Origin of the sequence: Microbacterium awajiense, from assembly GCF_039536545.1 — a bacterium.
In the GTDB taxonomy this organism is placed as follows: Bacteria; Actinomycetota; Actinomycetes; order Actinomycetales; family Microbacteriaceae; genus Microbacterium; species Microbacterium awajiense.
The window spans coordinates 949,928-971,627 of record NZ_BAAAYU010000001.1; the positions used below are offsets into that span (position 1 = coordinate 949,928).

A 21,700-nucleotide genomic window follows, 5' to 3' on the forward strand; every position below is an offset into this window, starting at 1 on the left:
GGCCGCGGACTCCCCGTTCGAGTCTACCGGGCGACCTCGCGGGCCTGCCCGTCACGTCCCGGAAACACCGCGGCGATAGCGTGGACGGATGCGCGAACCGACCCGGACCGAAGCGATCGACCTCGTGGGCCGATACGAGGCAGGACAGGAGATCCCCGAGCGGATGCGCGCCGACGTGAGAATGCTCGGGGCCCTGCTCGGACGCGTGCTGCGCGAGAGCGGATCGTCGGGCCTGTACGACGACGTGGAGCGCCTGCGCGTCGCGACCATCCAGGCGTACACCGACGAGACACCGGAGGCGGTCGCACGTGCCGCGGCCATCGCCGACTCGTTCACGGTGCGTCGCGCCGAAGAGGTCGCCCGCGCTTTCACCTGTTACTTCCATCTCGTGAACCTCGCCGAGGAGCACCAACGCGTGCGCGTGCTGCGCGAGCGCGACGGCCGCCCCGAGAAGGAGGCCGCCTCCGACTCGGTGGCCGCCGCCTACGTGCGTCTGGCGGCGGAGACCGGCGACGACACCGCGCTCGCACGACTGCGAGCGCTGCGCTTCCACCCCGTGTTCACCGCGCACCCCACCGAGGCGCGTCGGCGCGCGGTGAGCTCGAGCATCCGTCGTCTGGCCGCCCTGCTCGAGGAGCACGATGCGTCCATGCGCAACGGCGCCGATGAGCGGCGCGCCGAGCGCCGCATGCTCGAAGAGGTCGACACGCTGTGGCGCACCGCTCCCCTGCGGGCCGAGAAGCCGTCGCCGGTGGACGAGGTGCGCGCGGTGATGGCCGTCTTCGACGAGACGCTCTACACGGCGGTGCCGCACGTGTATCGCCGCCTCGACGACGCACTCCAGGGACCGGCCGCCGGCAGCCGAGCGCCGATCGTGAAGCCGTTCGTGCGACTGGGCACGTGGGTCGGCGGCGATCGCGACGGCAATCCGTTCGTGACGGCATCCGTCACCCGGAAGGCCGCCGCCATCGCATCCGAGCACGTGCTGCTGGGACTCGAGCGCACGGCGAGCCGCATCGGACGCGGGCTGACGCTCGACGGCTCGACGACGCCGGCCAGCGACGCCCTCGCCGCGCTGTGGAATCGCATGAAGGCGGCCGACGACGAGGCTGCGCGCGAGATCGCCAAGCGTTCACCCGACGAGCCGCACCGCCGCGTGCTGCTGCTGATCGCGCGCAAGCTGCAGGCCACCCGCGAGCGCGACGCCGATCTCGGTTACCGCGAACCCGGCCAGTTCCTCGCCGAATTGCGGATCGTGCAGGACTCGCTCGTCGCCGCCGGCGCGCCGCGCCAGGCCTACGGCCATCTGCAGCAGCTGCTGTGGCAGGTCGAGACGTTCGGGTTCCACCTGGCCGAGCTCGAGGTACGGCAGCACTCGGCGGTGCACGCGAAGGTGCTCGCGGCCCTCGAAGCCGGAGAGCAGCCCGACGAGCAGGGCGAGGAGGTGCTCGAGGTGATCCGCACGATCGCCTTCCTGCAGGACCGCTACGGACCGGCGGCGGCCGGACGCTACATCGTGTCGTTCACCCAGTCCGCCGACGACCTCGCGGCCGTCCACCGACTGGCCCGCTACGCCATGGGGCCCGACGCGGCGCTGCCCGTGCTCGACGTGATCCCCCTGTTCGAGACCTTCGCCGATCTCCAGGCCGCGCCGGCGATCCTGGCTGAGATCGTCGAGCATCCGGAGTTCGCGCGCCGCCTGGAACAGACCGGACGGCGCCTGGAGGTCATGCTCGGCTATTCCGACTCGTCGAAGGACGTCGGGCCGGTCGCCGCGACGCTCGCCCTGTACGAGGCGCAGGCTCGCATCGCCGCGTGGGCGCAGGAGGTCGGCATCGAGCTGACCCTGTTCCACGGCCGTGGCGGCGCTCTCGGCCGCGGAGGCGGTCCCGCGAACTCCGCGATCCTCGCTCAGCCCCCGCACTCGGTCGACGGACGGTTCAAGCTCACCGAGCAGGGCGAGGTGATCTTCGCCCGCTACGGCGATCCCGCGATCGCCATGCGCCACATCGACCAGGTCGCCGCGGCGATCCTGCTCGCCTCCTCGCCGTCGAACGAGTCCCGCAACCGGGCCGCCGCCGAGTCGTACGCCGACATCGCGGTGACGATGGACGCCGCATCGCGCGAACGGTTCTTCTCGCTCGTGAAGGCCGAGGGCTTCGCGCCGTGGTTCGCCCGCGTGACGCCGATGGAGGAGCTCGGTCAGCTCGCGCTGGGGTCGCGCCCTGCCCGCCGCGGGCTGTCGGTCGAGTCGCTCGCCGACCTGCGCGCCATCCCCTGGGTGTTCGCGTGGACGCAGGCCCGCATCAACCTCGCCGGCTGGTTCGGGCTCGGCACGGCGCTGGAGGCGGTCGGCGACGAGGAGCGTCTGCGCACCGCGTACCTCCAGTGGCCGCTGCTGCGCACGCTCGTCGACAACGTGGCGATGAGCCTGGCCAAGACCGACACCCGCATCGCACGGCGCTACCTCGATCTCGGCGACCGCGACGACCTCGCCCAGATCGTCCTCGACGAGATGGCACTGACCCGATCGTGGGTCGTGCGCCTCACCGGCGGTGACGAACTGCTGGCCGACAAGCCGATCCTGCAGCGCGCGGTGAAGCTGCGCAGCCCCTACGTCGACGCTCTCTCGCTGCTGCAGCTGCGCGCCCTCACCGCGCTGCGCGACGACGTCGAGGGCTCCGACGACGACGAGCAGCGGCGCCTGCTGCTGCTGTCGGTGTCAGGGGTCGCTGCGGGCCTGCAGAACACCGGCTGACCGTCAGTCGACGCGCAGGTCGTCGACGTGACGGGCGAGGCTGCGTCCGTAGCGCTCGGTCAGCTGCACCATGAGGTCGGGTGTCGAGCGATCCAGCCCGAACACATAGCCTGGGAAGTCGAGTTCGCGCTGGGCATCCCAGATCTCCTCGTGACGGTCGGGCGAGAGGATCTGAGGCGGCTCGCCCACGGCGACCCACCCGATCGGCACGGTCGTCTCGGGCGGCAGCGTCGTGCGCAGGTGGACGACGGCATTGATGCGCACCTCGCTGCGTGCGCCGACCCGAGCGCCATTGAACACGCGCGTGCCCGTCGCGAGGAACACCTCGTCGTCGATCGTCGCGCCCGAGACGCTGGCCATCGGCCCGACCAGGACGTGGTCGCCGATGTGCACCGGGTTGGTGGCGGTGGCGCGGATCAGGGCGTTCTCCATCACGATGACGTCGTGGCCGAGCGTGATCGGCCCGCCCTCCGAGGTGATCACCGCTCCGTGGAGCACTTGGCAGTCGGGGCCGATCTCGACGTCGCCGCTGACGACGGCGGTCGCGGCGATGACGGCGTCGGGGTGGATGCGGGGCTCGACCCCGAGGTGCTCGAAGCGCATGGCGGACCTCCTTGGCGTGGGGCCAGCGTAGCGCCGCGGGTGCCCGCGGTCAGCGCGGTGCGACGTCGGCGGACAGGATGCCCAGAGGCTCGGCGAGAGCGTCGGCGAGCGCGGCGTCGATGTGCCGCGCCTCGTCGAGCAGGAGGGCGAGCAGCCGCCGACGGGAGCCGTTGAGCTGCGCCGGGGTGAGCGCGACCGCCCGCGCGTGGCCGAGCGCGTCGCGGACCTCCCACGGCAGCTGGTCGGCGCCGCGCCCACCCCTGGTCTCGAGCCCGTGGCGCGACGCGCACAGCGCGACGACCCGGTCGCGCAGCGCATCGAGCTGGATCGTGGCCTGCCAGCCCCGACCCGCGATCAGCGCCGATCGCGCCTCGGCCGCGCTCAGCCACCCGCGCCCGACCTCGACGGCCGCGTCGAATCCGCGGACGGACGCCGCGCGGCGCGCGTGCGCGCGGAACGTCACGGCCATCACGAGCGAGGAACGCAGCAGGAGCACCCGTCGACGGGCCCCCTCCGACTCCTCGTCCAGTGTGTCCGCCACCCCGTGGGCACCGGCGACCTCGCGCGTCCAGTCGGCCACCACCGAGGACTCATCGGCGTCCGGCGACACATGCAGCGCCAGCTCGATGTCGGCCCACGCCTGCGCGGCTCGGCCCCGCCCACGACCCGGCAACGCGGCACCGATCACGCGATCGTCCGCGTCCGCCCACTCGATCAGGTCGTCGCGGATCGCATCCCGCCCCGCCTCCGTGAACACGGTCGAACCGTCAACCCACGACCGAGGACGCTGGCGCGTCCGTCTTCTGCGGCCACAGCTGGTCGAGCAGCTCGGTCACCCAGGCCAGCAGATCGGCGTCGCCGACCGGTTCGCCGCCGGCCGCGGGCAGCGGGACGATGAGCGCGTCTCCTCCGGAGAGCAGCTTCGCCTTGGGATGCAGGCGCTGCAGGCGCACGCGCATCGAATCCGGCAACCGGGCGGGGGCGATGCGCAGGTTCGGGCCCATCGCCACGACATCGACGAGCCCGGCACGGCCTGCGCGGCGGCGCAGCCGCGCGACGGCGACGAGGCCCTCGACCTCGGCGGGCGGCGCGCCGTAGCGGTCAGTGAGCTCGTCGACGACCAGGTCGATCGCGTCGTCGGCGGCCGTCGCCGACGCGGCGGCCGACAGCTTCTGGTAGGCCTCGAGCCGCAGACGCTCGCTCTCGATGTACGCGTCGGGGATGCGCGCCTGGACGGGCAGCTCCAGTCGCAGCTCCGCCGGAGTCTCGGCCTCTTCGCCGCGGAAGGCGGCGACCGCTTCGCCGATCATGCGCAGGTAGAGGTCGAATCCGACGCCCGCGATGTGGCCGGCCTGCTCGGCGCCGAGCAGGTTGCCGGCGCCGCGCAGCTCGAGGTCCTTCAGGGCCACCTGCATCCCGCTGCCGAGGTCGTTGTTCACGGCGATCGTCTCGAGCCGGTCGGCGGCGGTCTCACTGAGCGGCTTGTTCTCGTCGTAGAGGAAGTACGCGTATGCCCGCTCGCGCGCGCGACCGACACGGCCGCGCAGCTGGTGCAGCTGGCTGAGCCCGTACTTGTCCGCGCGATCGATGATGATCGTGTTGGCGTTCGAGATGTCCAGACCCGTCTCGACGATCGTCGTCGAGACGAGCACGTCGGCTCGGCGTTCCCAGAAGTCGTCGACGACCTGCTCGAGCTGATGCTCGCCCATCTGACCGTGCGCCACCGCGATCCGCGCCTCCGGCACGAGTTCGGCCAGGTGCGCGGCGACCCGCTGGATGGACTGGACCCGATTGTGGACGTAGAACACCTGCCCCTCCCGCAGCAGTTCGCGACGGATCGCCGCGGCGATCTGCTTGTCGTTGCGCGGACCGACGAACGACAGGATCGGATGCCGATCCTCGGGCGGCGTCTGCAGCGTCGACATCTCGCGGATGCCGGTCACCGCCATCTCGAGCGTGCGCGGGATGGGCGTCGCGCTCATCGCGAGGATGTCCACGTTCGTCTTGAGCTTCTTGAGCGCGTCCTTGTGCTCGACGCCGAAGCGCTGCTCTTCGTCGATGATGAGCAGCCCGAGGTCTTTGAACAGCACCTTCTCGGTCAGGATGCGGTGCGTGCCGATCACCATGTCGACCGAACCGTCGGCCAGGCCCGCGATCGTGTCGCGCGCCTGCTTGTCGGTCTGGAAGCGCGACAGGGCACGCACCGTGACCGGGAACCCGGCGAAGCGCTCGGTGAACGTCTCGAGATGCTGCTTGACCAGAAGCGTCGTCGGCACCAGCATCGCGACCTGCTTGCCCTCCTGAATGGCTTTGAACGAGGCGCGCACGGCGACCTCGGTCTTGCCGAAGCCGACGTCGCCCGAGAGCAGCCGGTCCATCGGCACCGGCTTCTGCATGTCGGCCTTGATCTCGTCGATCGTCTGCAGCTGATCGGGTGTCTCGGCGAACGGGAACGCCTCCTCCAGCTCACGCTGCCACGGCGTGTCAGGACCGAAGGCGTGGCCCTTCGCGGCCATGCGCGCCGAATAGAGCTTCACGAGCTCGACGGCGATGTCGCGCACCGCCTTGCGCGCGCGACCCTTGGCCTGCGCCCAATCGCTGCCGCCCATCTTCGAGAGCGTGGGGGCCTCGCCGCCCACGTAGCGCGACAGCAGGTCGAGCTGGTCGGTGGGCACGAAGAGCTTGTCGCCGGGATACCCGCGCTTGGCGGGCGCGTATTCGAGCACGAGGTACTCGCGCACGGTCTTGACCGGGTTGCGGCCGCCGGTCGACACTTCGCGCTGGGTCATCTCGACGAAGCGGCCGATGCCGTGCGTCGCGTGCACGACGACGTCGCCGGCCTTCAGCTGCAGCGGATCGACGACGTTGCGGCGGCGGGAGGCGAGCTTCTTGACGACGCGCTGGTCGCCGCCGATCGTGCGGCCGTAGAACTCGGTCTCGGTGAGCACCGCGAGCTTCGCGTCGGCGACCTCGAACCCGCGCTCGAGGGTCGCGACCACGAGGTGGGCGACACCGGGCTCGGGAGGCGCGTCCACGCCGTCGACGATGCGCCCGGCGACTCCGCGATCGGACAGCACGTCGCGGGCGCGCTCGACGAGCCCGCCACCCGATGCGGCCACGACGACGCTCCAGCCGTCCTGCAGCAGCGCGGCCACGTGCGAGATGGCCCCGTCGACGTTGCCCTGGAACGCGGGAACGGATACGCCGGGCACACGGATGTCGGAGGACCGCGCCGCATCCTCTTCGTCGAGCAGGCCCTCCGCCGCGGCGTCCGCCGCGCCGGAGTCGAATCCGCTGAGCGTCCACCACACGGCGCCGCGCGCGGTCGCCGCCTCCCGCAGCTGCGGCAGGGTGAGGAAGTCGCCCGCTCCGAGATCGATCGGGGCGCTCGCGCCCGCCGTCGCGGCGTTCCACGCGGCATCGAGGAACTCGCGATTCGTCTCACCGAGGGTGATGGCCCGCGTCACCGATCGCTCGGGATCGACGAGGGCGACCGCCGCGTCCTCGGGAAGGTAGTCGGCGAGCGTCACGAGGCGATCGGCGACGACGGGCATCACCGACTCCATGCCCTCGACCGGGATTCCCTCGGCCATGCGCTCGAACATCGCGCGCAGGGCGGGGAACTCATCGCGCAGGCGGGCGGCGCGGTCGCGGACGTCGGGGGTCAGCAGCAGCTCGCGGCTGGGCATGAGCTCGGCCTCGGCGATGTCGCCGGGCAGCGACCGCTGGTCGGCGACCGAGAACGCGCGGATCTGGTCGACCTCGTCACCGAACAGCTCGATGCGGAACGGATGCGGCGCTGTGGGCGGGAACACGTCGAGGATGCCGCCGCGAACGGCGAATTCCCCACGTCGCGAGACCATGTCGACCCGGTGGTACGCGCGCTCGACCAGCCCCGTCGCGAGGTCGGCGAGATCGTGGCCCCGGGATCCGACGGCGAGGCGGAGAGGTTCGGTGTCGGCGAGTCCGTCAGCGAGCGGCTGGATCGCGGCGCGCACGGACGCCGTCACCACCAGCGGCGCGGCGTCGTCGTGGTGGGCCACGCGGCGTAGAACCTCGAGCCGACGCCCCACCGTCTCGGCACTCGGGCTGAGCCGTTCGTGCGGCAGGGTCTCCCATGCGGGGAAGTGAAGCACCTCCGCCCCCGGGAGCACGGCCTCGAGCGCGGGGCCCAGCGACTCCGCGCGTCGGCCGGTGGGAGCGACCACGAGCAGGGCGCCCGCATGACCGGCCGCCTGCCGCCGTTCGAGCAGCGCCGCCAGGAGCGGGGCGTCGAGTCCGTCGACGAGCGAGAAGTCCGCATCGACGATCGCCGCGGACGTCGCATCGCCGAACGACTCGGATTGTTCGAGGGCGCGCACGATCCCGGGAACTGTCACCGGACGAGTCTACGGCCGACCCGACCCCACTCGCCCTCGTAGGATGAGTGCGTGACCGACCCCGGCGCCGCTCCCCCGCCTGTCCCGCAGGGACGCCCCGTCTACGCGCCCCCCGCCGGCTACCCCGCGCCGCCGTACACGGGTTCCGCACCGGCCGCTGCGCCCGCCTACGCGAACGCGATCTACGGGATGCCCCCGGGGCGCGCGTCCCAGGCGCTCGGGGTCGTGGCGCTCGTGCTCGCCCTCGCCGCCGCAGTCGTGGCATCCATCGTCGTCACGATCGCCGGGTTCTTCGTCGGGCTGGGCACCGCCCATGAGTTCATCGTCTCGCCGCCGGGACCCGACCTCGACTGGCGCGTGCTGACGCCGGTGCGCGGCTGGGTGCTCGCCGCAGAGATCGCGTTCTGGATCGGCACGGCGCTCGGTGTCTGGGCGCTCGTGCAGGGCATCGTCGCGATCGCGAAGGCGCGCGGACGCGGCGCCGGCATCGCCGCCGTCGTGATCGCGGGCCTCGGACCGGTGGTCTTCTTCCTCGGCCTGCAGCTCGGCCTGGCCGTCGGCTTCGCGACCGGCGCCGCCGGCTGACTCAGGCGCGCGGCGCGTGGTGGCGCTGCTGGGCGGCGACGAGACCCTCGCCGACGAGCTGCTCGACAGCGTCGGCGGCGTCACCCACGAGGATGCCCAGGTTCTGCCGCTCGGCCGCGCCGAAGGGGTCGAGCACCCAGTCGGCCGGATCCTGACGTCCGGGCGGGCGTCCGATCCCGACACGCACCCGTGCGAAGTCGGGGGTGCCGAGCGCCTTCGCGACGTCGCGGACGCCGTTGTGACCGCCATGGCCGCCACCGGTCTTCAGCCTGATCGTGTCGAACGGGATGTCGAGTTCGTCATGGACGACGACGACCCGCTCGGGGGGTACCGAGTAGAAGCCCGCGAGCGCGTTCACCGGCCCGCCCGACACGTTCATGAACGAGTTGGGCTTTGCGAGGATGAGCTTGTCGGCGCCCGGCGCCAGCCACGTCTCGACCACCCGCGCATTCGCCTTGTGTGCACGGAAGGTCTCGCCGCGCCGCGTGGCCAGCTCGTCGACGACCAGCTGGCCGACGTTGTGACGGGTGCGCTCGTAGCGCGGTCCCGGATTCCCGAGCCCGACGACCAGCCATGTCTGCGCCATGCTCTCATCCTCCCGCATCTTCCGCCCGGGCCCGGGCCCGCGCCTCACGGTTCGACCGCGCCGATCTGCGGGCGTCGGGCGCACCCGACCCGCGGTTCGGCGCGGTCGAACAGAGCAGTGGAGCGAGGCTTAGTCGGAGGTGCTGTCGCCCTCGGCGGCGTCCTCGGCCTGGTCCTCGGCGACGGCCTCGTCATCGGCCTCGATCTCGTCGGTCTCGGCGATCGTCGCAGCCGGGACCGAGATCGCGACCACGAGCGTCTCGGCGTCGGTGACGAGAGCGGCACCTTCGGGGAGGGTGAGCTCGCCCGCGGTGATGTGGACGCCCTCCTCGAGGCCCTCCACGTCGAGCGTGACGTACTCGGGGATGTGGGTCGCCTCGACCTCGAGCGAGATCGACGTGGCGTCGAGATTGGCGATCGTGCCGGGGAAGGGCTCGCCGACGACGTGCACGGGCACGTCGACCTGGATCTTCTCGCCCTTCTTCACGACCAGCAGGTCGATGTGCTCGATGATCTGGTGCACCGGGTCGCGCTGCACGTCCTTCACGAGCGTGAGCTGCGCGTCGCCCTCGATGTCGAGCTCGAGCAGCGCGTTCGCGCGGCGCACGAGCAGGCCGACCTGGTGGCCGGGCAGTGCGACGTGCACCGGATCGGTGCCGTGCCCGTAGATCACAGCGGGGATCTTGCCCGCAGCGCGCAGACGGCGGGCGAAGCCCTTGCCGAAGTTCGAGCGCACCTCGGCGTGGACCTTGGTGTCGATGTCCTTGGACATGATGGATTCTCCTTGCGGGCGCACGGCCCGATTCTGTGGGGTCTGGTTTCGACTCGAACGCGCACGCGTGAGGAAAGCCGTGAGCCTGCATCACCGCGTCGATCACGGATACCGCGGCCGCGGAGAACGCGGGCACGAGGCATCCCTCGCCGAAGTTGTGCGACGAGTCTATCAGCGCCCCCGCTAGCATGAGGAACGCATCCGATCGAGGAGGACCCATGGAATACGGCTTCATGTCACACGTGCTGCTCTGGGTGGTGGGCCTCATCGCCGCGGTGGGTCTGGTGGGCACCGTCCTCGGCTTCTGGTCGATGGGGCGTCAGTCGTACCGCAAGGACTGACACGCGCCGCACCGAGGCACCGGCACGCCCTAGGCTGGGTGGTCGTCGTCCGTGGTGAGGAGCAGTCGTGTCGGAGCAGTCAGCGAACATCGGAGTCGTCGGTCTCGCGGTGATGGGGTCGAACCTCGCCCGCAACCTCGCAAGCCGCGAGGGCAACACGGTCGCGGTCTACAACCGATCGCGCTCGAAGACCGACGATCTGGTCGCCGAGCACCCTGAAGCGGGCTTCGTGCCCGCGTTCTCGTACGAGCAGTTCGCCGCGTCGCTGCACAAGCCGCGCACCGCGATCGTCATGGTCAAAGCCGGCGGTCCGACCGACGCGGTCATCGACGCGCTGCTCGAGGTGTTCGAACCGGGCGACATCATCGTCGACGGCGGGAACGCCCTGTTCACGGACACGATCCGCCGAGAGAAGACGGTGCGCGAGACCGGCGTGAACTTCGTCGGCATGGGCGTCTCGGGCGGCGAGGAGGGAGCTCTGCTGGGCCCGTCGCTCATGCCCGGCGGCTCAGACGAGTCCTGGGTGACCCTGGGGCCCATCCTGCGCTCGATCGCCGCGGTCGCCGAAGGCGAGCCCTGCGTCACGCACATCGGCCACGACGGCGCGGGTCACTTCGTGAAGATGGTGCACAACGGCATCGAGTACGCCGACATGCAGCTCATCGCCGAGGCGTACGACCTCATCCGTCGGGGCACCGGCAAGAGCCCGGCCGAGATCGCCGAGATCTTCGCCGAGTGGAATCGCGGGGAGCTCGAGTCGTACCTGATCGAGATCACCGCCGAGGTGCTGCGCCAGACGGACGCCGCCACCGGCCGCCCCCTCGTCGACGTCATCCTCGACCAGGCGGGCGCCAAGGGCACCGGGGCCTGGACCGTGCAGACCGCGCTGTCGCTCGGCGTGCCGGTGTCGGGAATCGCGGAGGCGACGTTCGCCCGGTCGCTGTCGAGCCACCCCGAGCAGCGCTCCGTCTCGCGCAACCTCCCCGGTCCCGTCGAGGCGCTGCAGGTCGACGATGTGGACGCGTTCATCGAAGAGGTGCGCCTGGCACTGTACGCGTCGAAGATCGTGGCGTACTCACAGGGCTTCGACGAGATCCGCGCCGGCGCCGCCGAGTACGGCTGGTCGATCGATCTCGGCGCCGTCTCGAAGATCTGGCGCGGCGGATGCATCATCCGCGCCCAGTTCCTCAACCGCATCGCCGAGGCGTACGATGCGGCACCCGACCTGCCCGTGCTGCTGACCGCACCGTACTTCGTCGAGGCGCTCGGCCGCGCGCAGGATGCGTGGCGACGGATCGTGCAGACCGCGGCCGGCGCCGGCATCCCCGCGCCCGCGTTCTCGTCGTCGCTGTCGTACTACGACGGGCTGCGTGCGGAGCGACTGCCCGCCGCGCTCATCCAGGGACAGCGCGACTTCTTCGGCGCCCACACCTACCGCCGCGTCGACCGGGAGGGCACCTTCCACACCCTGTGGTCGGGCGATCGCACCGAGGTCGAGGCGGAAGACACCCACTGAGCGGCGGCGCCTCACCTCTCGGGCGCAGCGTCGGCAGTGTCCGGAGTGACGTTGTGGTTGCGTGAGAACACGTTGGCCGGGTCCCACGCGGCTTTGAGGCGTGACAGTCGGGCGAGAACGGCGGGCGGATACATCATCGCCACGACCGACGGGTCGACCAGCACCGCGAAGTTGCCGTAGACCCCGTCTCCCCGACGTTCGATCGCATCCCACGCGGCGGTCGCGGCGACACGCGCGGCATCGTCGAGCACTCCGGGGATGTCGAACGCGCCCGCCATCACGAACCACGTCGCGTCGCGCGATGGGAACGGGGTGGCGTCGGATGCCACCTCACCGAACGCACCGCCCAGCGAGCGCAGGAAGAGGACGGATGCCGCGTGGGACTCGCGGAAGTCCGCGAGCGCGTCGATGAGGTCGTCATCGAGGTCGACCACGAGCGCGTTGCCTCCCACGAAGCCCGGCATCGGCTGGTCGGGGTCGGCGGGCGGCGTCTCGAGGAGGATGTCGGGGTACGCGACGGCGCGCAGCTCGGTGAGCGTCGCGCCGTCTGCGTGCCACAGCGGCGCGAGCGCGACACGGGCCGCTGCCTCGTCGTCGCCCGCCCAGCACGCGGTGATGCCTGCGCCGGCGGGTCCGCTCGGATCCATCGGAGGCACGTCCATGTAGGTCACGGTGAGCTCGCGCGGGGCTTCTGCGAGCACGTCGCGCAGCGCGCGCAGCACGGGGCGCGCGTCGCCGGTGACCGCGATCGCAGCGTGCACGACGCGGGCGAGCCGGTGCGCGCGGAAGTCGAACCGCGTCACGACCCCGAAGTTCCCGCCCCCGCCGCGCAGCCCCCACATCAGCTCGGGGTGGGATTCGTCGTCGGCCTCGACGATGTCGCCCGCGGCCGTCACGAGCTGCACGCCGACCAGCTGGTCGGCGGCGAGCCCCCACGCGCGCACCATCCAGCCGATGCCGCCGCCGAGGGTGAGCCCGCCGACGCCGACCGAGGCGGTGTCGCCGGAGCTCAGCGCCAGGCCGTGCTCGGCGAGGGCACGGGCGACGCTCCCCCACGTGGCACCCCCACCGACCCGCACGAGGTCGTCGTCGACCTCGATCGCATCGAGCTCCGCGAGATCGATGGTCGTGCCGCCGGGGATCTCGCCGAAGCCGCTGTGACCGCCGCTGCGCACGAGCACCGCACGACCGTCGGCCGCGGCATCCGTCACCGCGACGGCGACGTCCGACACCGACGCGACGCGCACCACGAGATCGGGTTCGCCCGTGCCGGAGTGGAAGGCGCGGGCGGAGTCCCAGTCGGGATCACCCGGCGCGACGACGGTGCCACTGAGCGCGGCGCGCAGCGAGTCGAGGGTCATGGCGGTCACGATAGACCCGGGAGCGGACACGAGGCGAGCATGCACGGCCGCGTTAGTGTCGGGACGTGACTCGACGCGTTCTGTTCCTCGGCGGCACCGGCACCATCAGCGCGGCGGGGGTGCGGCGCGCGCGTGAACGCGGCGACGACGTCACCGTCCTCAACCGCGGCACGGGCCGCCGCCCGCTGCCCGACGGCGTCCGTTCGCTCGAGGCCGACCTGCACGAACCCGACGCCGTCTCGGCGGCCCTCGGCGACGAGGAGTTCGACGTCGTCGCGCAGTTCGTCGCCTTCACCTCCGATCAGGTCGAGGCCGACATCGCCCGGTTCGAGAACCGGTGCGGACAGTACGTCTTCATCAGCTCGGCGTCCGCGTACCAGAAACCTCCGGCCCGCCTGCCCATCACCGAGTCCACACCGCTGCGCAACCCGTACTGGCAGTACTCTCGCGACAAGATCGCATGCGAGGACGCTCTCGTGGACGCCTACCGCGAACGCGGCTTCCCGATGACGATCATCCGTCCCTCGCACACGTACGATCAGCGGATGCTGCCGACGCTGGGCCGGTGGACCGACGTCGCACGGATGCGCGCAGGTCGCCCGGTTGTCGTCCACGGAGACGGCACCAGCCTCTGGACGATCACGCACGCCGACGATGTGGCGGTGGGCCTGGTCGGGCTGTTCGGGCATCCGGACGCGATCGGCGAGGCATTCACGATCACCGGCGATCACGCCCCCACGTGGGACCGCATCTACGGCTGGCTCGCCGAGGCGGCCGGCGTGCCGCATCCCGAGTTCGTGCATGTGGCCAGCGAGACCCTGGCCCGCTTCGCGCCCGACCTCGGACCGACGCTCGTGGGCGACAAGGCGCACTCGGTGGTCTTCGACTGCGCGAAGGTACGGGCGCTGGTGCCCGACTTCGCCCCGACCATCGGGTTCGACGAGGGGGCGCGGCAGATCATCGCGCACCACGACGCGCATCCGCACCTGCAGCGCGTGGACGACGACCTCGATCGGCTGTTCGATCGGATCGTCGCCCACGCGCACGCCGCCGGCTGAGAACCCGCGATCCGGCGAGAACAGGCTGCGGAGAGGCTGGAACGGCCTGTCCGCGCCGGATCGGCTGATTCGGACGGCCGCGAGCGACCGCCGCCGACGGCTCACAACTCGGCGATCTTCCCCTTCGCCAATCGCAGGCGCCGGGTCGCCCTCCGAGCGACTGCCGAGTCGTGGGTCACCACGACGAGGGTGAGACCTTCGTCGTTGAGCCCCTGGAGCACATCGAGGATCTCGTCGCGCATGCGCTCGTCGAGGTTGCCGGTCGGCTCGTCGGCGAGCATGACGCGGGGCCGCTTCACCAGCGCCCGCGCAATCGCCACCCGCTGCTGCTGCCCGCCCGACAGCTCGCCCGGCCGATGGTCGGAGCGGTCGGCGAGGCCGACCCTGGCAAGCGCCTCGGCGACCCGCTCGGAGCGCTCCGCCTTCGACAGCCGTGCGGGCTCGAGCGCCATGTCGACGTTCTCGCCGGCGGTCAGCGTCGGAATGAGGTTGAACCCCTGGAAGACGAAGCCGATCTCGTGGGCGCGGATGCGATGCAGCACCCCACCGCCCGCGGTGCCCAGGTCCGTGTCGCCGAGCAGGATCGTGCCCGACGTCGGGCGGTCGAGGGCGCCGAGCAGCTGCAGCAGCGTCGACTTCCCGCCGCCGGTCGGGCCCTGGATGGTGGCGAAGTCGCCCGGGCGGATCTCGAGGTCGACCCCCGCCAACGCGTGGACCACGCGGTTCTTCTGTCGGTAGGTGCGGGTCACCTCGGCCAGCCGGTAGATCGGCAGGGCAGGGTGCCCGGGTGCGGTCGCCGGCGCGGCGCCGGTCTCTGCTTCCGTCATCGTCATGTCTTCTCCCGTGGTGTCGGTGATGGACTCGGATGCCGCGGTCATGCGACCGCTCGCAATGCTTCAGCCGGGCTGAGACGCGACGCGCGCCAGCCGCCGAACGCGCCCGCGACGACCCCGCCCACGACCGCGAGCCCGATGGCGGCGACGACGATCCACGGCGTGATCGGGGCGTTGAGCACGATCTCGGCGGATGTCTCGGAGACACCCGCGAACGCGCCGCCCGGTCCGCCGAATCCCCCGCCCGGTCCGCCCGTGCCGCCGCCGGGGCCGGCGGTCTGCGCGGCGGGTGCCGACGAGATGGTCGGTGCGATCGCGTTGACGATGGCGATCCCGGCGAGGCCGAGCGCGAGGCCGACCGCTCCGCCGAGCAGGCCCTGCACCATCGACTCACCGGCGACCTGGCCGACGACGCGGCGGTCGGACCAGCCGATCGCCTTGAGTGTGCCGAATTCGCGGGTCCGACGGGTCACCCCCGACACGGTGAACAGCACCGCCATGACCAGCGCGACGGCCAGCACGATGATCGACAGCCACGTGCCGAGGCTCGTGATCAGCGACGACGCGCTCGCCAGCGATCCCGACACCGTCGCGGCGAGGTCGGACTGCGACGAGACGGTCGCATCGGGCAGCTCGGTCTCGATGGCCGTCTGCACGGTGTCCAGCGACACGGCGGAGTCGGCCTGCACGTAGACGGTCGACACGACCTCCTCGAGACCGGCGAGCTGCTGGGCGACACCGAGCGGGATGTAGACGTTCGCCGCCGTGTCGGCCGACGTCGAGGTCGACGAGACGATCCCGACGATCTCGAAGTCCTCGCCGCCCACGTCGAGGGTGTCCCCGACGACGAGTTCGTTCGAGGTGGCATAGGCCGAGTCGATGACGGCGACCGCTGCCGCGACATCGTCCGAATCGAGGCCGCGGCCGTCGGCGAGAGTGACCGCCGACAGGGGGCCGACGGCGTCGGCGCCGGGGTCGATCCCGAGCACGGTGAACGAATCCACATCGAACGCGCTCCCGCCCGCGCCGTCGAAACCGCCCTCGCGAGGGCCACCCTGGCCGCCGCCGGGCGCGCCGTCCTGGGCCGACTGCTGCGTGGGATCGGGCAGTTCGCCCGAGAACGACGTGTTCGTCAGCGACAGTGCGCCGGAGGCGGCGGCGACGCCGTCGATCGCGGCAACGGCGCCGACCGACGACTCTTCGAGCGTGCTGCGGAAGCGCTCCACCGACAGCACCGACTGCGAGATCTCGGTCGTCCCGTCGTCGGTCTGGCCGGCGTCGGCTCCGAATTCGAACCGAGGCCCGCCTCCGTCGCGCTCGCCCGGCTGAGTCGCCGCGCCCGACACCGTCAGATCGGTGCCGACGCCGTAGACCGACTCGAGCGCCGCCGACTGCGCGTCGCGCACACCCGCCGACAATGCGTTGACGACGATGACGAGCGCGATGGCGATCGCCAGTCCGCTGGCGACGATGATCGTCTGCTTCGTGCGACCCGACAGCTCGCGACGCAGATACGTCCAGTACATGGGGCTCCTTCCGGGCGGCCGAGCGGCGACCCATCCCGAAACGTAGGGATGCCGCCTAGGAGCGGATTCAGACGGACCTATGCGTTCCTGATGTATCGGCGGACCGCGATTCACAGCCGGTCCATAGGTCACGCCATAGGAACCGCATAGGTTCCACCGCACAATGGGCACATGTCCACTCCCGCTTCCACCCCGGCTCCCGCCCTCACGCGCCCCGACGGCTCCGCGCTGCGCGTTCTCGTCGTCGACGACGAGCAGATGCTGACCGACCTGCTGTCGATGGCGCTGCGCATGGAGGGGTGGGAGGTGCGCACGGCCTCGAGCGGATTCGAGGCGCTCCAGGCGGCGCGCGAGTTCGAACCCGATGGCCTCGTGCTCGACATCATGATGCCCGACCTCGACGGCATGGCCGTCCTGCAGAGGCTGCGGCAGTCCGGCGACGACGTGCCCGTGCTCTTCCTCACCGCGAAGGACGCCGTCTCCGACCGCATCGCGGGCCTCACCGCCGGCGGCGACGACTACGTGACCAAGCCCTTCAGCCTCGAAGAGGTCGTCGCCCGTCTGCGCGGTCTCATGCGGCGGGCCGGCACCGCATTCTCGAGCGGAGCGGAGCCGATCCTGCGCGTGGGCGACCTCAGCCTCAACGAGGACAGCCACGAGGTCGAGCGCGGCGGCGAGCAGATCGAGCTCACCGCGACCGAGTTCGAGCTGCTGCGCTACCTGATGCGCAACCCGCGCCGTGTGCTGTCGAAGGCGCAGATCCTCGACCGGGTGTGGAACTACGACTTCGGCGGGCGCTCGAGCGTCGTCGAACTCTACGTGTCGTACCTGCGCAAGAAGATCGACGCGGGCCGCGAGCCGCTGCTGCACACCGTGCGCGGCGTGGGCTACATGATCAAGGCGCCGCAGTGACGGTCTCCGCCGATGCGCAGGAGTCCGAGGCCCCACCGCCGTCCACACGGCCCCGCCGCCGGCCGTGGAGCCTGCAGACCCGGCTGATCGTGACGGTCACCGCGATCGTCGCACTCATCCTCGTCGGCGTCGCGGTGGTCACGAGCACGATCCTGGGCCGCGTGATGCACGACAGCCTGGACGCACGGGTCGAATCCAGCGCCCGCCAGGTGCAGCTGTTCGAGCCGGGCCTGCCTCCCACCGTGCGCAGCGCCTACGACGTGCTCTCGTTCGGGCGCCAGCCGCCGGGGTTCCTCCTCGTGGTCCGTGACGGCCCGGAGACCACCGGCGCGTACGTCGACGAGGACTCCGAGGTGATGGAGCTCACGGACGCGCAGCTCGAGCAGATCGTGTCGGAGGTCGCACCCAGCGGCTTCTCGACGGTCGAGGTCGAGGGGATCGGCGCATACCGGGTCGTGCCCATCCGCGCCGCGGGAACCGTCGGCGTCGCCGGGCTGCCCGAGAACGAGGTGAACGCGACGTTGGCCGCGATGCTCACCACGATCGGCATCGTCACCGCGGTCGGACTGCTGGCGCTCGCAGGCGCGGTCGCCGTCGTGATCCGCGCGAGCCTGCGCCCGCTGCGCGCCGTCGCCGAGACGGCCACGCGCGTCGCCGGGGTGCCGATGGACCGCGGCGAGGTGTCGATCGCCGAGCGGGTTCCCGCTGAGCAGGCGGACGACCGCACCGAGATCGGCCGCGTCGGCGCCGCGCTCAACCGCCTCCTCGACCACGTCGACGAATCGCTGGATGCGCGACAGCGCAATGAGGAGCGGATGCGGCGCTTCGTCGCCGATGCGAGCCACGAACTGCGCACGCCGCTGGCCTCGATCCGAGGCTATTCCGAACTGTCGCTGCGCGACCGATCGCTCGCCGAGACCACCGCGTCGTCGCTGGAGCGCATCCAGGCCCAGTCGGTGCGGATGACCGCGCTCGTCGAGGACCTGCTGCTGCTGGCCCGGCTCGATGAGGGTCAAGAGCTCGTGTTCGGCTCGGTCGACCTCTCGCGCATGGCGTCCGAGGCCATCGCCGACGCCCGTGCCGCAGGGCCCGGGCACCGCTGGACGCTCGACGTCGACCCCGAGCCCGTCGTGGTCGCCGGTGACACCGGGCGCCTGCACCAGGTCGTCGTGAACCTGCTCGCCAATGCGCGCGTGCACACCCCGGAGGGGACCGCGGTCACGCTGTCGGTCTCGCACGACGGACAGCACGCCGTCATCCGGGTGTCCGATGACGGGCCCGGCGTCGACCCGGCCATCGCGCAGGAGCTGTTCGAACGCTTCTCGCGGGCCGACCGTTCCCGCGCACGCAAGACCGGCGGGACAGGTCTCGGCCTGTCGATCGCCCGCGCCATCGTCACCGCACACGGCGGGACGATCTCGGTGCAGAGCACGCCCGGCGACACCGTCTTCGAAGTACGGCTGCCCGCACGCCCGGACGACCCGGCGGCATCCGACGACGCGGCCCCGGCGGAGACGACCGGCGAGATCGCGGCTCAGTAGCCGCTGAACGCATCGGTCGTGATCGACCGGGCCCGCTCGAGGGCGGGCGCGAGGTCGGCGATGAGCGTCGGCGGTCCCGAGATGTACGCGTGACGGGACACGAGGTCGGGCACGACCCGCACGAGCCCGTCGGCGTCGAGCCGCACCCCGCGCGCCCAGGTCCACGTCGGCGGCAGGTCGTCCGGCCGGTCACGGGTGAAGACGACCACGGGCACACCCGACGCCTCGATCTCATCGCGGAAGGCCAGTTCGGCCGCTTCGCTCGCGATGTAGACGAGCACGATGTCGCGATCCTCGGCAGCGGCCACCATGTGCCGCAGCTGCGCGACGAACGGCGTCACTCCGATGCCGGCGGCCACCATGAGCACAGGTGCACCCGTGCGCGTCGGCAGCAGGAAGTCGCCCCACACCCCCGTGACGGCGAGCTTCTCGCCGGGCTGCACCGCCGCCAGCGCGCGCTTGTACGAGCTCTGCGGTGCGGAGGCCGATCCTTCGCGGAAGGCGACGCGCAGCTCGGGCAGGTCCTCGGGCGACGAGACGATGCTGAATTCGCGACGCGTGCCACGGGCATCCGGATGCGCGTGAGGCACCTCGAGCTCGAGGTACTGGCCCGGTGAGAACGCGAGCCGTCGTTCCGCGGTGAACGTCAGCTGGCGCACGGTGGGTGTGATCTCATCGCGGGCACGCAACGTCAGCCGCACCGCGGTGCGCACCGCGAACGCGAACGCGAGCAGGTTGCCGATCAGCAGGGCGCGCTCTTGGCCGAGGCTGATGGCGCCGAGGTCGATGGGCCATCCGGCCAGGAGGCCGACCAGCGCGGCGACTGTGAGCTGCTGCCACCGCCGCGGCGGCAGCGTGAGCGGCTCGGACAGCATGAACGCACCGAGGAAGAGGAACGGAGACGACAGCAGGATCGGCCAGAAGATCGCTCCGAGGTCGAGGGCGATGCCGGCTTCCTGGTATTGCGCGGACGTGCGCAGCACTGCCACCCCCACCGCGATCACCAGGAACACGGCGATCACCCGCAGCTTCTCGGTGCGCCACAGCACCGCGAGCCCGAAGATCGCGACCGGGGCGGCCATGGCGGGCGTGCCGACCCACCACGATGGCGAACCGAGCACCGGCGCGGCGATCCCTGCGAGCGCGAGCACCGTGGCGCCGACAGCGGCGGGGTTGAAGATGTGGCGTCCGCGCCACGCGAGGAGGTACTTCGACGCGGATGCCGCGACGGCGGCCAGCGCGATGCCGACCAGTCCCCACGGGTCCAGCGTCGGCCGCAGCACGAACAGCAGGATGGCGGCGGTGATGAGCGAGGATTCCAGTCGCCAGGTGAGCCGGACGACGCGATGGCCGACCCAGTCCGCGCCGGCGCAGACGGCGGCGAGCACCGCGTTCGTCACGATCAGTTCCAGCGGCGTGGGCGCCACGAGTCCGAACAGCGACAGCACGAGCGCGACGACGGCGAGGGCGGCGAGCGCCAACAGCACCAGCCGGTACATCGACACGCGCCCGAGCACCGCGAAGACGCGGTTCCACAGCGAGGTGAGTGCTCCGATCACGTGAACAACTCTGCCGTACTTCCGGGCGACCACTCGACCTGACCGTCCGTCGTCATCCGCACCCACTCCACGCCCCGCTCGTGGGCGAAGCGCGGCCCGCCCTCGAAGAAGAGCGCGGTCGCGGCCGCATCTGCGGTCATCGCATCGTCCGCGATCGCCCACGTCGCGGTGATCGTGCGCACCGGCGTCCCGGTGCGCGCATCGAGGACATGGTGCAGTCCGTCGCCCCACGCGCGGCGGTTCACCGCGGACGCGCACAGCGCGGCATCCGCGACCTCGACGACCCCGATCGCCCGCGTCGGGTCGTAGGGGTGCTCCAGTGCGATGCGCTCACCCCGTCCACGCAGGGCGATGTCTCCGCCGGCGTCGACGACCGCGTGCGCTCCCGCCAGCGAGACGATCAGGGCGAGGACGCGGTCGACGAGGCGACCCTTGCCGAGTGCTCCGACGTCGATGACCGCCGGTCGGTCCAGGCGCAGCATCCCGTCGTCCCACGTGAGCGCCCGCCGCCAGTCGGCGGGAGCCGGCACCCGGCCGATGGCGCGCAGCGTGACGTCGGCGTCGTAGCCGAGGACTTCGAGTGAGCGACCGACCAGCGGATTCACACCGCCGTGCGTCGCGTCGGCGAGGGCCGCGAACGCATCGAGCATGACATCGGCGTCGACCGGCAGCGGCACGCCCCCGCCGGCCGAAGAGAGGCGCGTGACGGTCGAGTCCGGCCGGAAGCGCGACCACGCGAGGTCGAAGGCGGCGATGTCGGCCGCGATCGCCTCACGCGCCGCAGGTGGCAGCGGCTGCGGTGTCTCGACCCGCCAGTGCGTGCCGATCGCCTCGAAGCGCCACACGTCGCGGCGCGTCGGCGTCATGCGGCCGCTTCGGCCTTGATGGTGTCGATCGCCTGGTTGAAGCCGCTGCTGGTCAGCGACGATCCGGCGACACGATCGACCGAGATCTCGTCGATGTCCTTGCCGACGACCTCGGCGGCGATCCCGCCGATGAACTGGCTCTGGAACTGCTGCGACTCGCTCTTCTGCGGGTCGCCGGCCACCTCGACCTCGGTGACGATGTCGTCGGCCAGGGTCACGGTGACCACGATCGTCTCGACCGACTCGGGCGTCGCGTAGGTTCCATCGGCGGTATACGTGCCGTCGACGTAGCCCGCCGAGCCACCGTCGGCGGAGTCACCGGCATCCTGTGCGGTGTCGCCGCCGTCGCCGGTCGCGGAGGCGCACCCGGCCAGAGCGAGGGCGCCGAGGACGCCGACGGCTGCGGCTCCGGCTCGGACGGGTCGGGATGCTGAGGGGGTCATCTCGTCCTCCTTCGCGCGCTCGGCGAGCGCTCGCGCCCATCGTCTCGGGCGAACCTATGAAC

The 21,700-nt window shown here is 71.4% G+C and carries 18 protein-coding genes; 7 read left to right on the forward strand and 11 right to left on the reverse strand.

Features of this window, described 5'->3' with window-relative positions; genetic code table 11:
• The first annotated feature begins 88 nt into the window (after positions 1-88).
• Positions 89-2,758 (forward strand): phosphoenolpyruvate carboxylase, encoded by a 2,670-nt coding sequence (locus ABD663_RS04760; RefSeq protein WP_344736724.1) that lies wholly within the window; start codon positions 89-91, stop codon positions 2,756-2,758.
• Between the two features lie 3 nt (positions 2,759-2,761).
• On the opposite strand, the gene ABD663_RS04765 is transcribed toward ABD663_RS04760, so the two are convergent.
• From ABD663_RS04765 to mfd, 3 genes are read right to left on the reverse strand one after another with little or no spacing between them, the layout of a single operon-like run.
• Positions 2,762-3,361 (reverse strand): gamma carbonic anhydrase family protein, encoded by a 600-nt coding sequence (locus ABD663_RS04765; RefSeq protein WP_344736725.1) that lies wholly within the window; start codon positions 3,359-3,361, stop codon positions 2,762-2,764.
• 49 nt (positions 3,362-3,410) lie between these two features.
• The gene (locus ABD663_RS04770) at positions 3,411-4,118 is read right to left on the reverse strand and encodes a nucleotidyltransferase domain-containing protein (protein WP_344736726.1); all 708 of its coding nucleotides are present in this window, start codon (positions 4,116-4,118) and stop codon (positions 3,411-3,413) included.
• A gap of 10 nt (positions 4,119-4,128) precedes the next feature.
• Positions 4,129-7,740, reverse strand: a complete 3,612-nt coding sequence (gene mfd / locus ABD663_RS04775) for a transcription-repair coupling factor (RefSeq protein ID WP_344736727.1) — start codon at positions 7,738-7,740, stop codon at positions 4,129-4,131.
• Positions 7,741-7,791: 51 nt separating this feature from the next.
• On the opposite strand from mfd, the gene ABD663_RS04780 reads away from it, so the two are divergent.
• Complete coding sequence (locus ABD663_RS04780) at positions 7,792-8,325, forward strand: hypothetical protein (protein ID WP_344736728.1); 534 nt, start codon at positions 7,792-7,794, stop codon at positions 8,323-8,325.
• A gap of 1 nt (position 8,326) precedes the next feature.
• Here the strand turns inward: ABD663_RS04780 and pth are convergent, their stop codons facing one another.
• Complete coding sequence (gene pth / locus ABD663_RS04785) at positions 8,327-8,911, reverse strand: aminoacyl-tRNA hydrolase (protein ID WP_344736729.1); 585 nt, start codon at positions 8,909-8,911, stop codon at positions 8,327-8,329.
• A 129-nt stretch (positions 8,912-9,040) separates the two neighbouring features.
• Positions 9,041-9,682, reverse strand: a complete 642-nt coding sequence (locus ABD663_RS04790) for a 50S ribosomal protein L25/general stress protein Ctc (RefSeq protein WP_344736730.1) — start codon at positions 9,680-9,682, stop codon at positions 9,041-9,043.
• Between the two features lie 218 nt (positions 9,683-9,900).
• Between ABD663_RS04790 and ABD663_RS04795 the strand changes: the two genes are divergently transcribed.
• Positions 9,901-10,023: a hypothetical protein gene (locus ABD663_RS04795; protein WP_344736731.1), complete on the forward strand. Its 123-nt coding sequence runs from the start codon at positions 9,901-9,903 to the stop codon at positions 10,021-10,023.
• Positions 10,024-10,090: 67 nt separating this feature from the next.
• On the forward strand, positions 10,091-11,539 hold the full coding sequence (gene gndA, locus ABD663_RS04800) for an NADP-dependent phosphogluconate dehydrogenase (protein WP_344736732.1): 1,449 nt from the start codon (positions 10,091-10,093) through the stop codon (positions 11,537-11,539).
• Positions 11,540-11,550: 11 nt separating this feature from the next.
• Here the strand turns inward: gndA and ABD663_RS04805 are convergent, their stop codons facing one another.
• Positions 11,551-12,900, reverse strand: a complete 1,350-nt coding sequence (locus tag ABD663_RS04805; RefSeq protein WP_344736733.1) for an FAD-binding oxidoreductase — start codon at positions 12,898-12,900, stop codon at positions 11,551-11,553.
• 65 nt (positions 12,901-12,965) lie between these two features.
• On the opposite strand from ABD663_RS04805, the gene ABD663_RS04810 reads away from it, so the two are divergent.
• Complete coding sequence (locus ABD663_RS04810) at positions 12,966-13,958, forward strand: SDR family oxidoreductase (protein ID WP_344736734.1); 993 nt, start codon at positions 12,966-12,968, stop codon at positions 13,956-13,958.
• A 101-nt stretch (positions 13,959-14,059) separates the two neighbouring features.
• On the opposite strand, the gene ABD663_RS04815 is transcribed toward ABD663_RS04810, so the two are convergent.
• The gene (locus ABD663_RS04815) at positions 14,060-14,836 is read right to left on the reverse strand and encodes an ABC transporter ATP-binding protein (protein ID WP_425561755.1); all 777 of its coding nucleotides are present in this window, start codon (positions 14,834-14,836) and stop codon (positions 14,060-14,062) included.
• Positions 14,833-16,317: an ABC transporter permease gene (locus tag ABD663_RS04820; RefSeq protein WP_344736735.1), complete on the reverse strand. Its 1,485-nt coding sequence runs from the start codon at positions 16,315-16,317 to the stop codon at positions 14,833-14,835. Before ABD663_RS04820 ends, ABD663_RS04815 begins: the two co-directional genes overlap by 4 nt.
• A gap of 171 nt (positions 16,318-16,488) precedes the next feature.
• Here ABD663_RS04820 and ABD663_RS04825 point away from each other — a divergent pair, with 171 nt between their 5' ends.
• Both ABD663_RS04825 and ABD663_RS04830 read left to right on the forward strand, forming a co-directional pair.
• Entirely contained in the window at positions 16,489-17,229 is a 741-nt protein-coding gene (locus tag ABD663_RS04825) for a response regulator transcription factor (protein ID WP_344736736.1), read from the forward strand.
• Entirely contained in the window at positions 17,226-18,770 is a 1,545-nt protein-coding gene (locus ABD663_RS04830) for a sensor histidine kinase (protein WP_344736737.1), read from the forward strand. Before ABD663_RS04825 ends, ABD663_RS04830 begins: the two co-directional genes overlap by 4 nt.
• Here ABD663_RS04830 and ABD663_RS04835 read toward each other — a convergent pair.
• Genes ABD663_RS04835 through ABD663_RS04845 form a run of 3 tightly spaced genes read right to left on the reverse strand, consistent with a single transcriptional unit; the run spans position 18,764 to position 21,638 of the window.
• On the reverse strand, positions 18,764-20,329 hold the full coding sequence (locus ABD663_RS04835; RefSeq protein ID WP_344736739.1) for an FAD-dependent oxidoreductase: 1,566 nt from the start codon (positions 20,327-20,329) through the stop codon (positions 18,764-18,766). The genes ABD663_RS04830 and ABD663_RS04835 overlap by 7 nt on opposite strands.
• The gene (locus ABD663_RS04840) at positions 20,326-21,195 is read right to left on the reverse strand and encodes an FAD:protein FMN transferase (RefSeq protein ID WP_344736740.1); all 870 of its coding nucleotides are present in this window, start codon (positions 21,193-21,195) and stop codon (positions 20,326-20,328) included. Before ABD663_RS04840 ends, ABD663_RS04835 begins: the two co-directional genes overlap by 4 nt.
• Positions 21,192-21,638, reverse strand: a complete 447-nt coding sequence (locus tag ABD663_RS04845; protein ID WP_344736741.1) for an FMN-binding protein — start codon at positions 21,636-21,638, stop codon at positions 21,192-21,194. The genes ABD663_RS04840 and ABD663_RS04845 overlap by 4 nt, the downstream gene beginning before the upstream one ends.
• Between the last annotated feature and the right edge of the window lie 62 nt (positions 21,639-21,700).

What these genes read in the sequence shown, in the direction of transcription:
- ABD663_RS04840 (WP_344736740.1), bottom strand. Translation starts at nt 21,195, where the DNA reads ATGACGCCGACGCGCCGCGACGTGTGGCGCTTCGAGGCGATCGGCACG.
- ABD663_RS04825 (WP_344736736.1), top strand. Translation starts at nt 16,489, where the DNA reads ATGTCCACTCCCGCTTCCACCCCGGCTCCCGCCCTCACGCGCCCCGAC.
- ABD663_RS04765 (WP_344736725.1), bottom strand. Translation starts at nt 3,361, where the DNA reads ATGCGCTTCGAGCACCTCGGGGTCGAGCCCCGCATCCACCCCGACGCC.
- pth (WP_344736729.1), bottom strand. Translation starts at nt 8,911, where the DNA reads ATGGCGCAGACATGGCTGGTCGTCGGGCTCGGGAATCCGGGACCGCGC.
- ABD663_RS04795 (WP_344736731.1), top strand. Translation starts at nt 9,901, where the DNA reads ATGGAATACGGCTTCATGTCACACGTGCTGCTCTGGGTGGTGGGCCTC.
- ABD663_RS04815 (WP_425561755.1), bottom strand. Translation starts at nt 14,836, where the DNA reads ATGACCGCGGCATCCGAGTCCATCACCGACACCACGGGAGAAGACATG.
- ABD663_RS04805 (WP_344736733.1), bottom strand. Translation starts at nt 12,900, where the DNA reads ATGACCCTCGACTCGCTGCGCGCCGCGCTCAGTGGCACCGTCGTCGCG.
- ABD663_RS04820 (WP_344736735.1), bottom strand. Translation starts at nt 16,317, where the DNA reads ATGTACTGGACGTATCTGCGTCGCGAGCTGTCGGGTCGCACGAAGCAG.
- ABD663_RS04845 (WP_344736741.1), bottom strand. Translation starts at nt 21,638, where the DNA reads ATGACCCCCTCAGCATCCCGACCCGTCCGAGCCGGAGCCGCAGCCGTC.
- ABD663_RS04760 (WP_344736724.1), top strand. Translation starts at nt 89, where the DNA reads ATGCGCGAACCGACCCGGACCGAAGCGATCGACCTCGTGGGCCGATAC.
- ABD663_RS04790 (WP_344736730.1), bottom strand. Translation starts at nt 9,682, where the DNA reads ATGTCCAAGGACATCGACACCAAGGTCCACGCCGAGGTGCGCTCGAAC.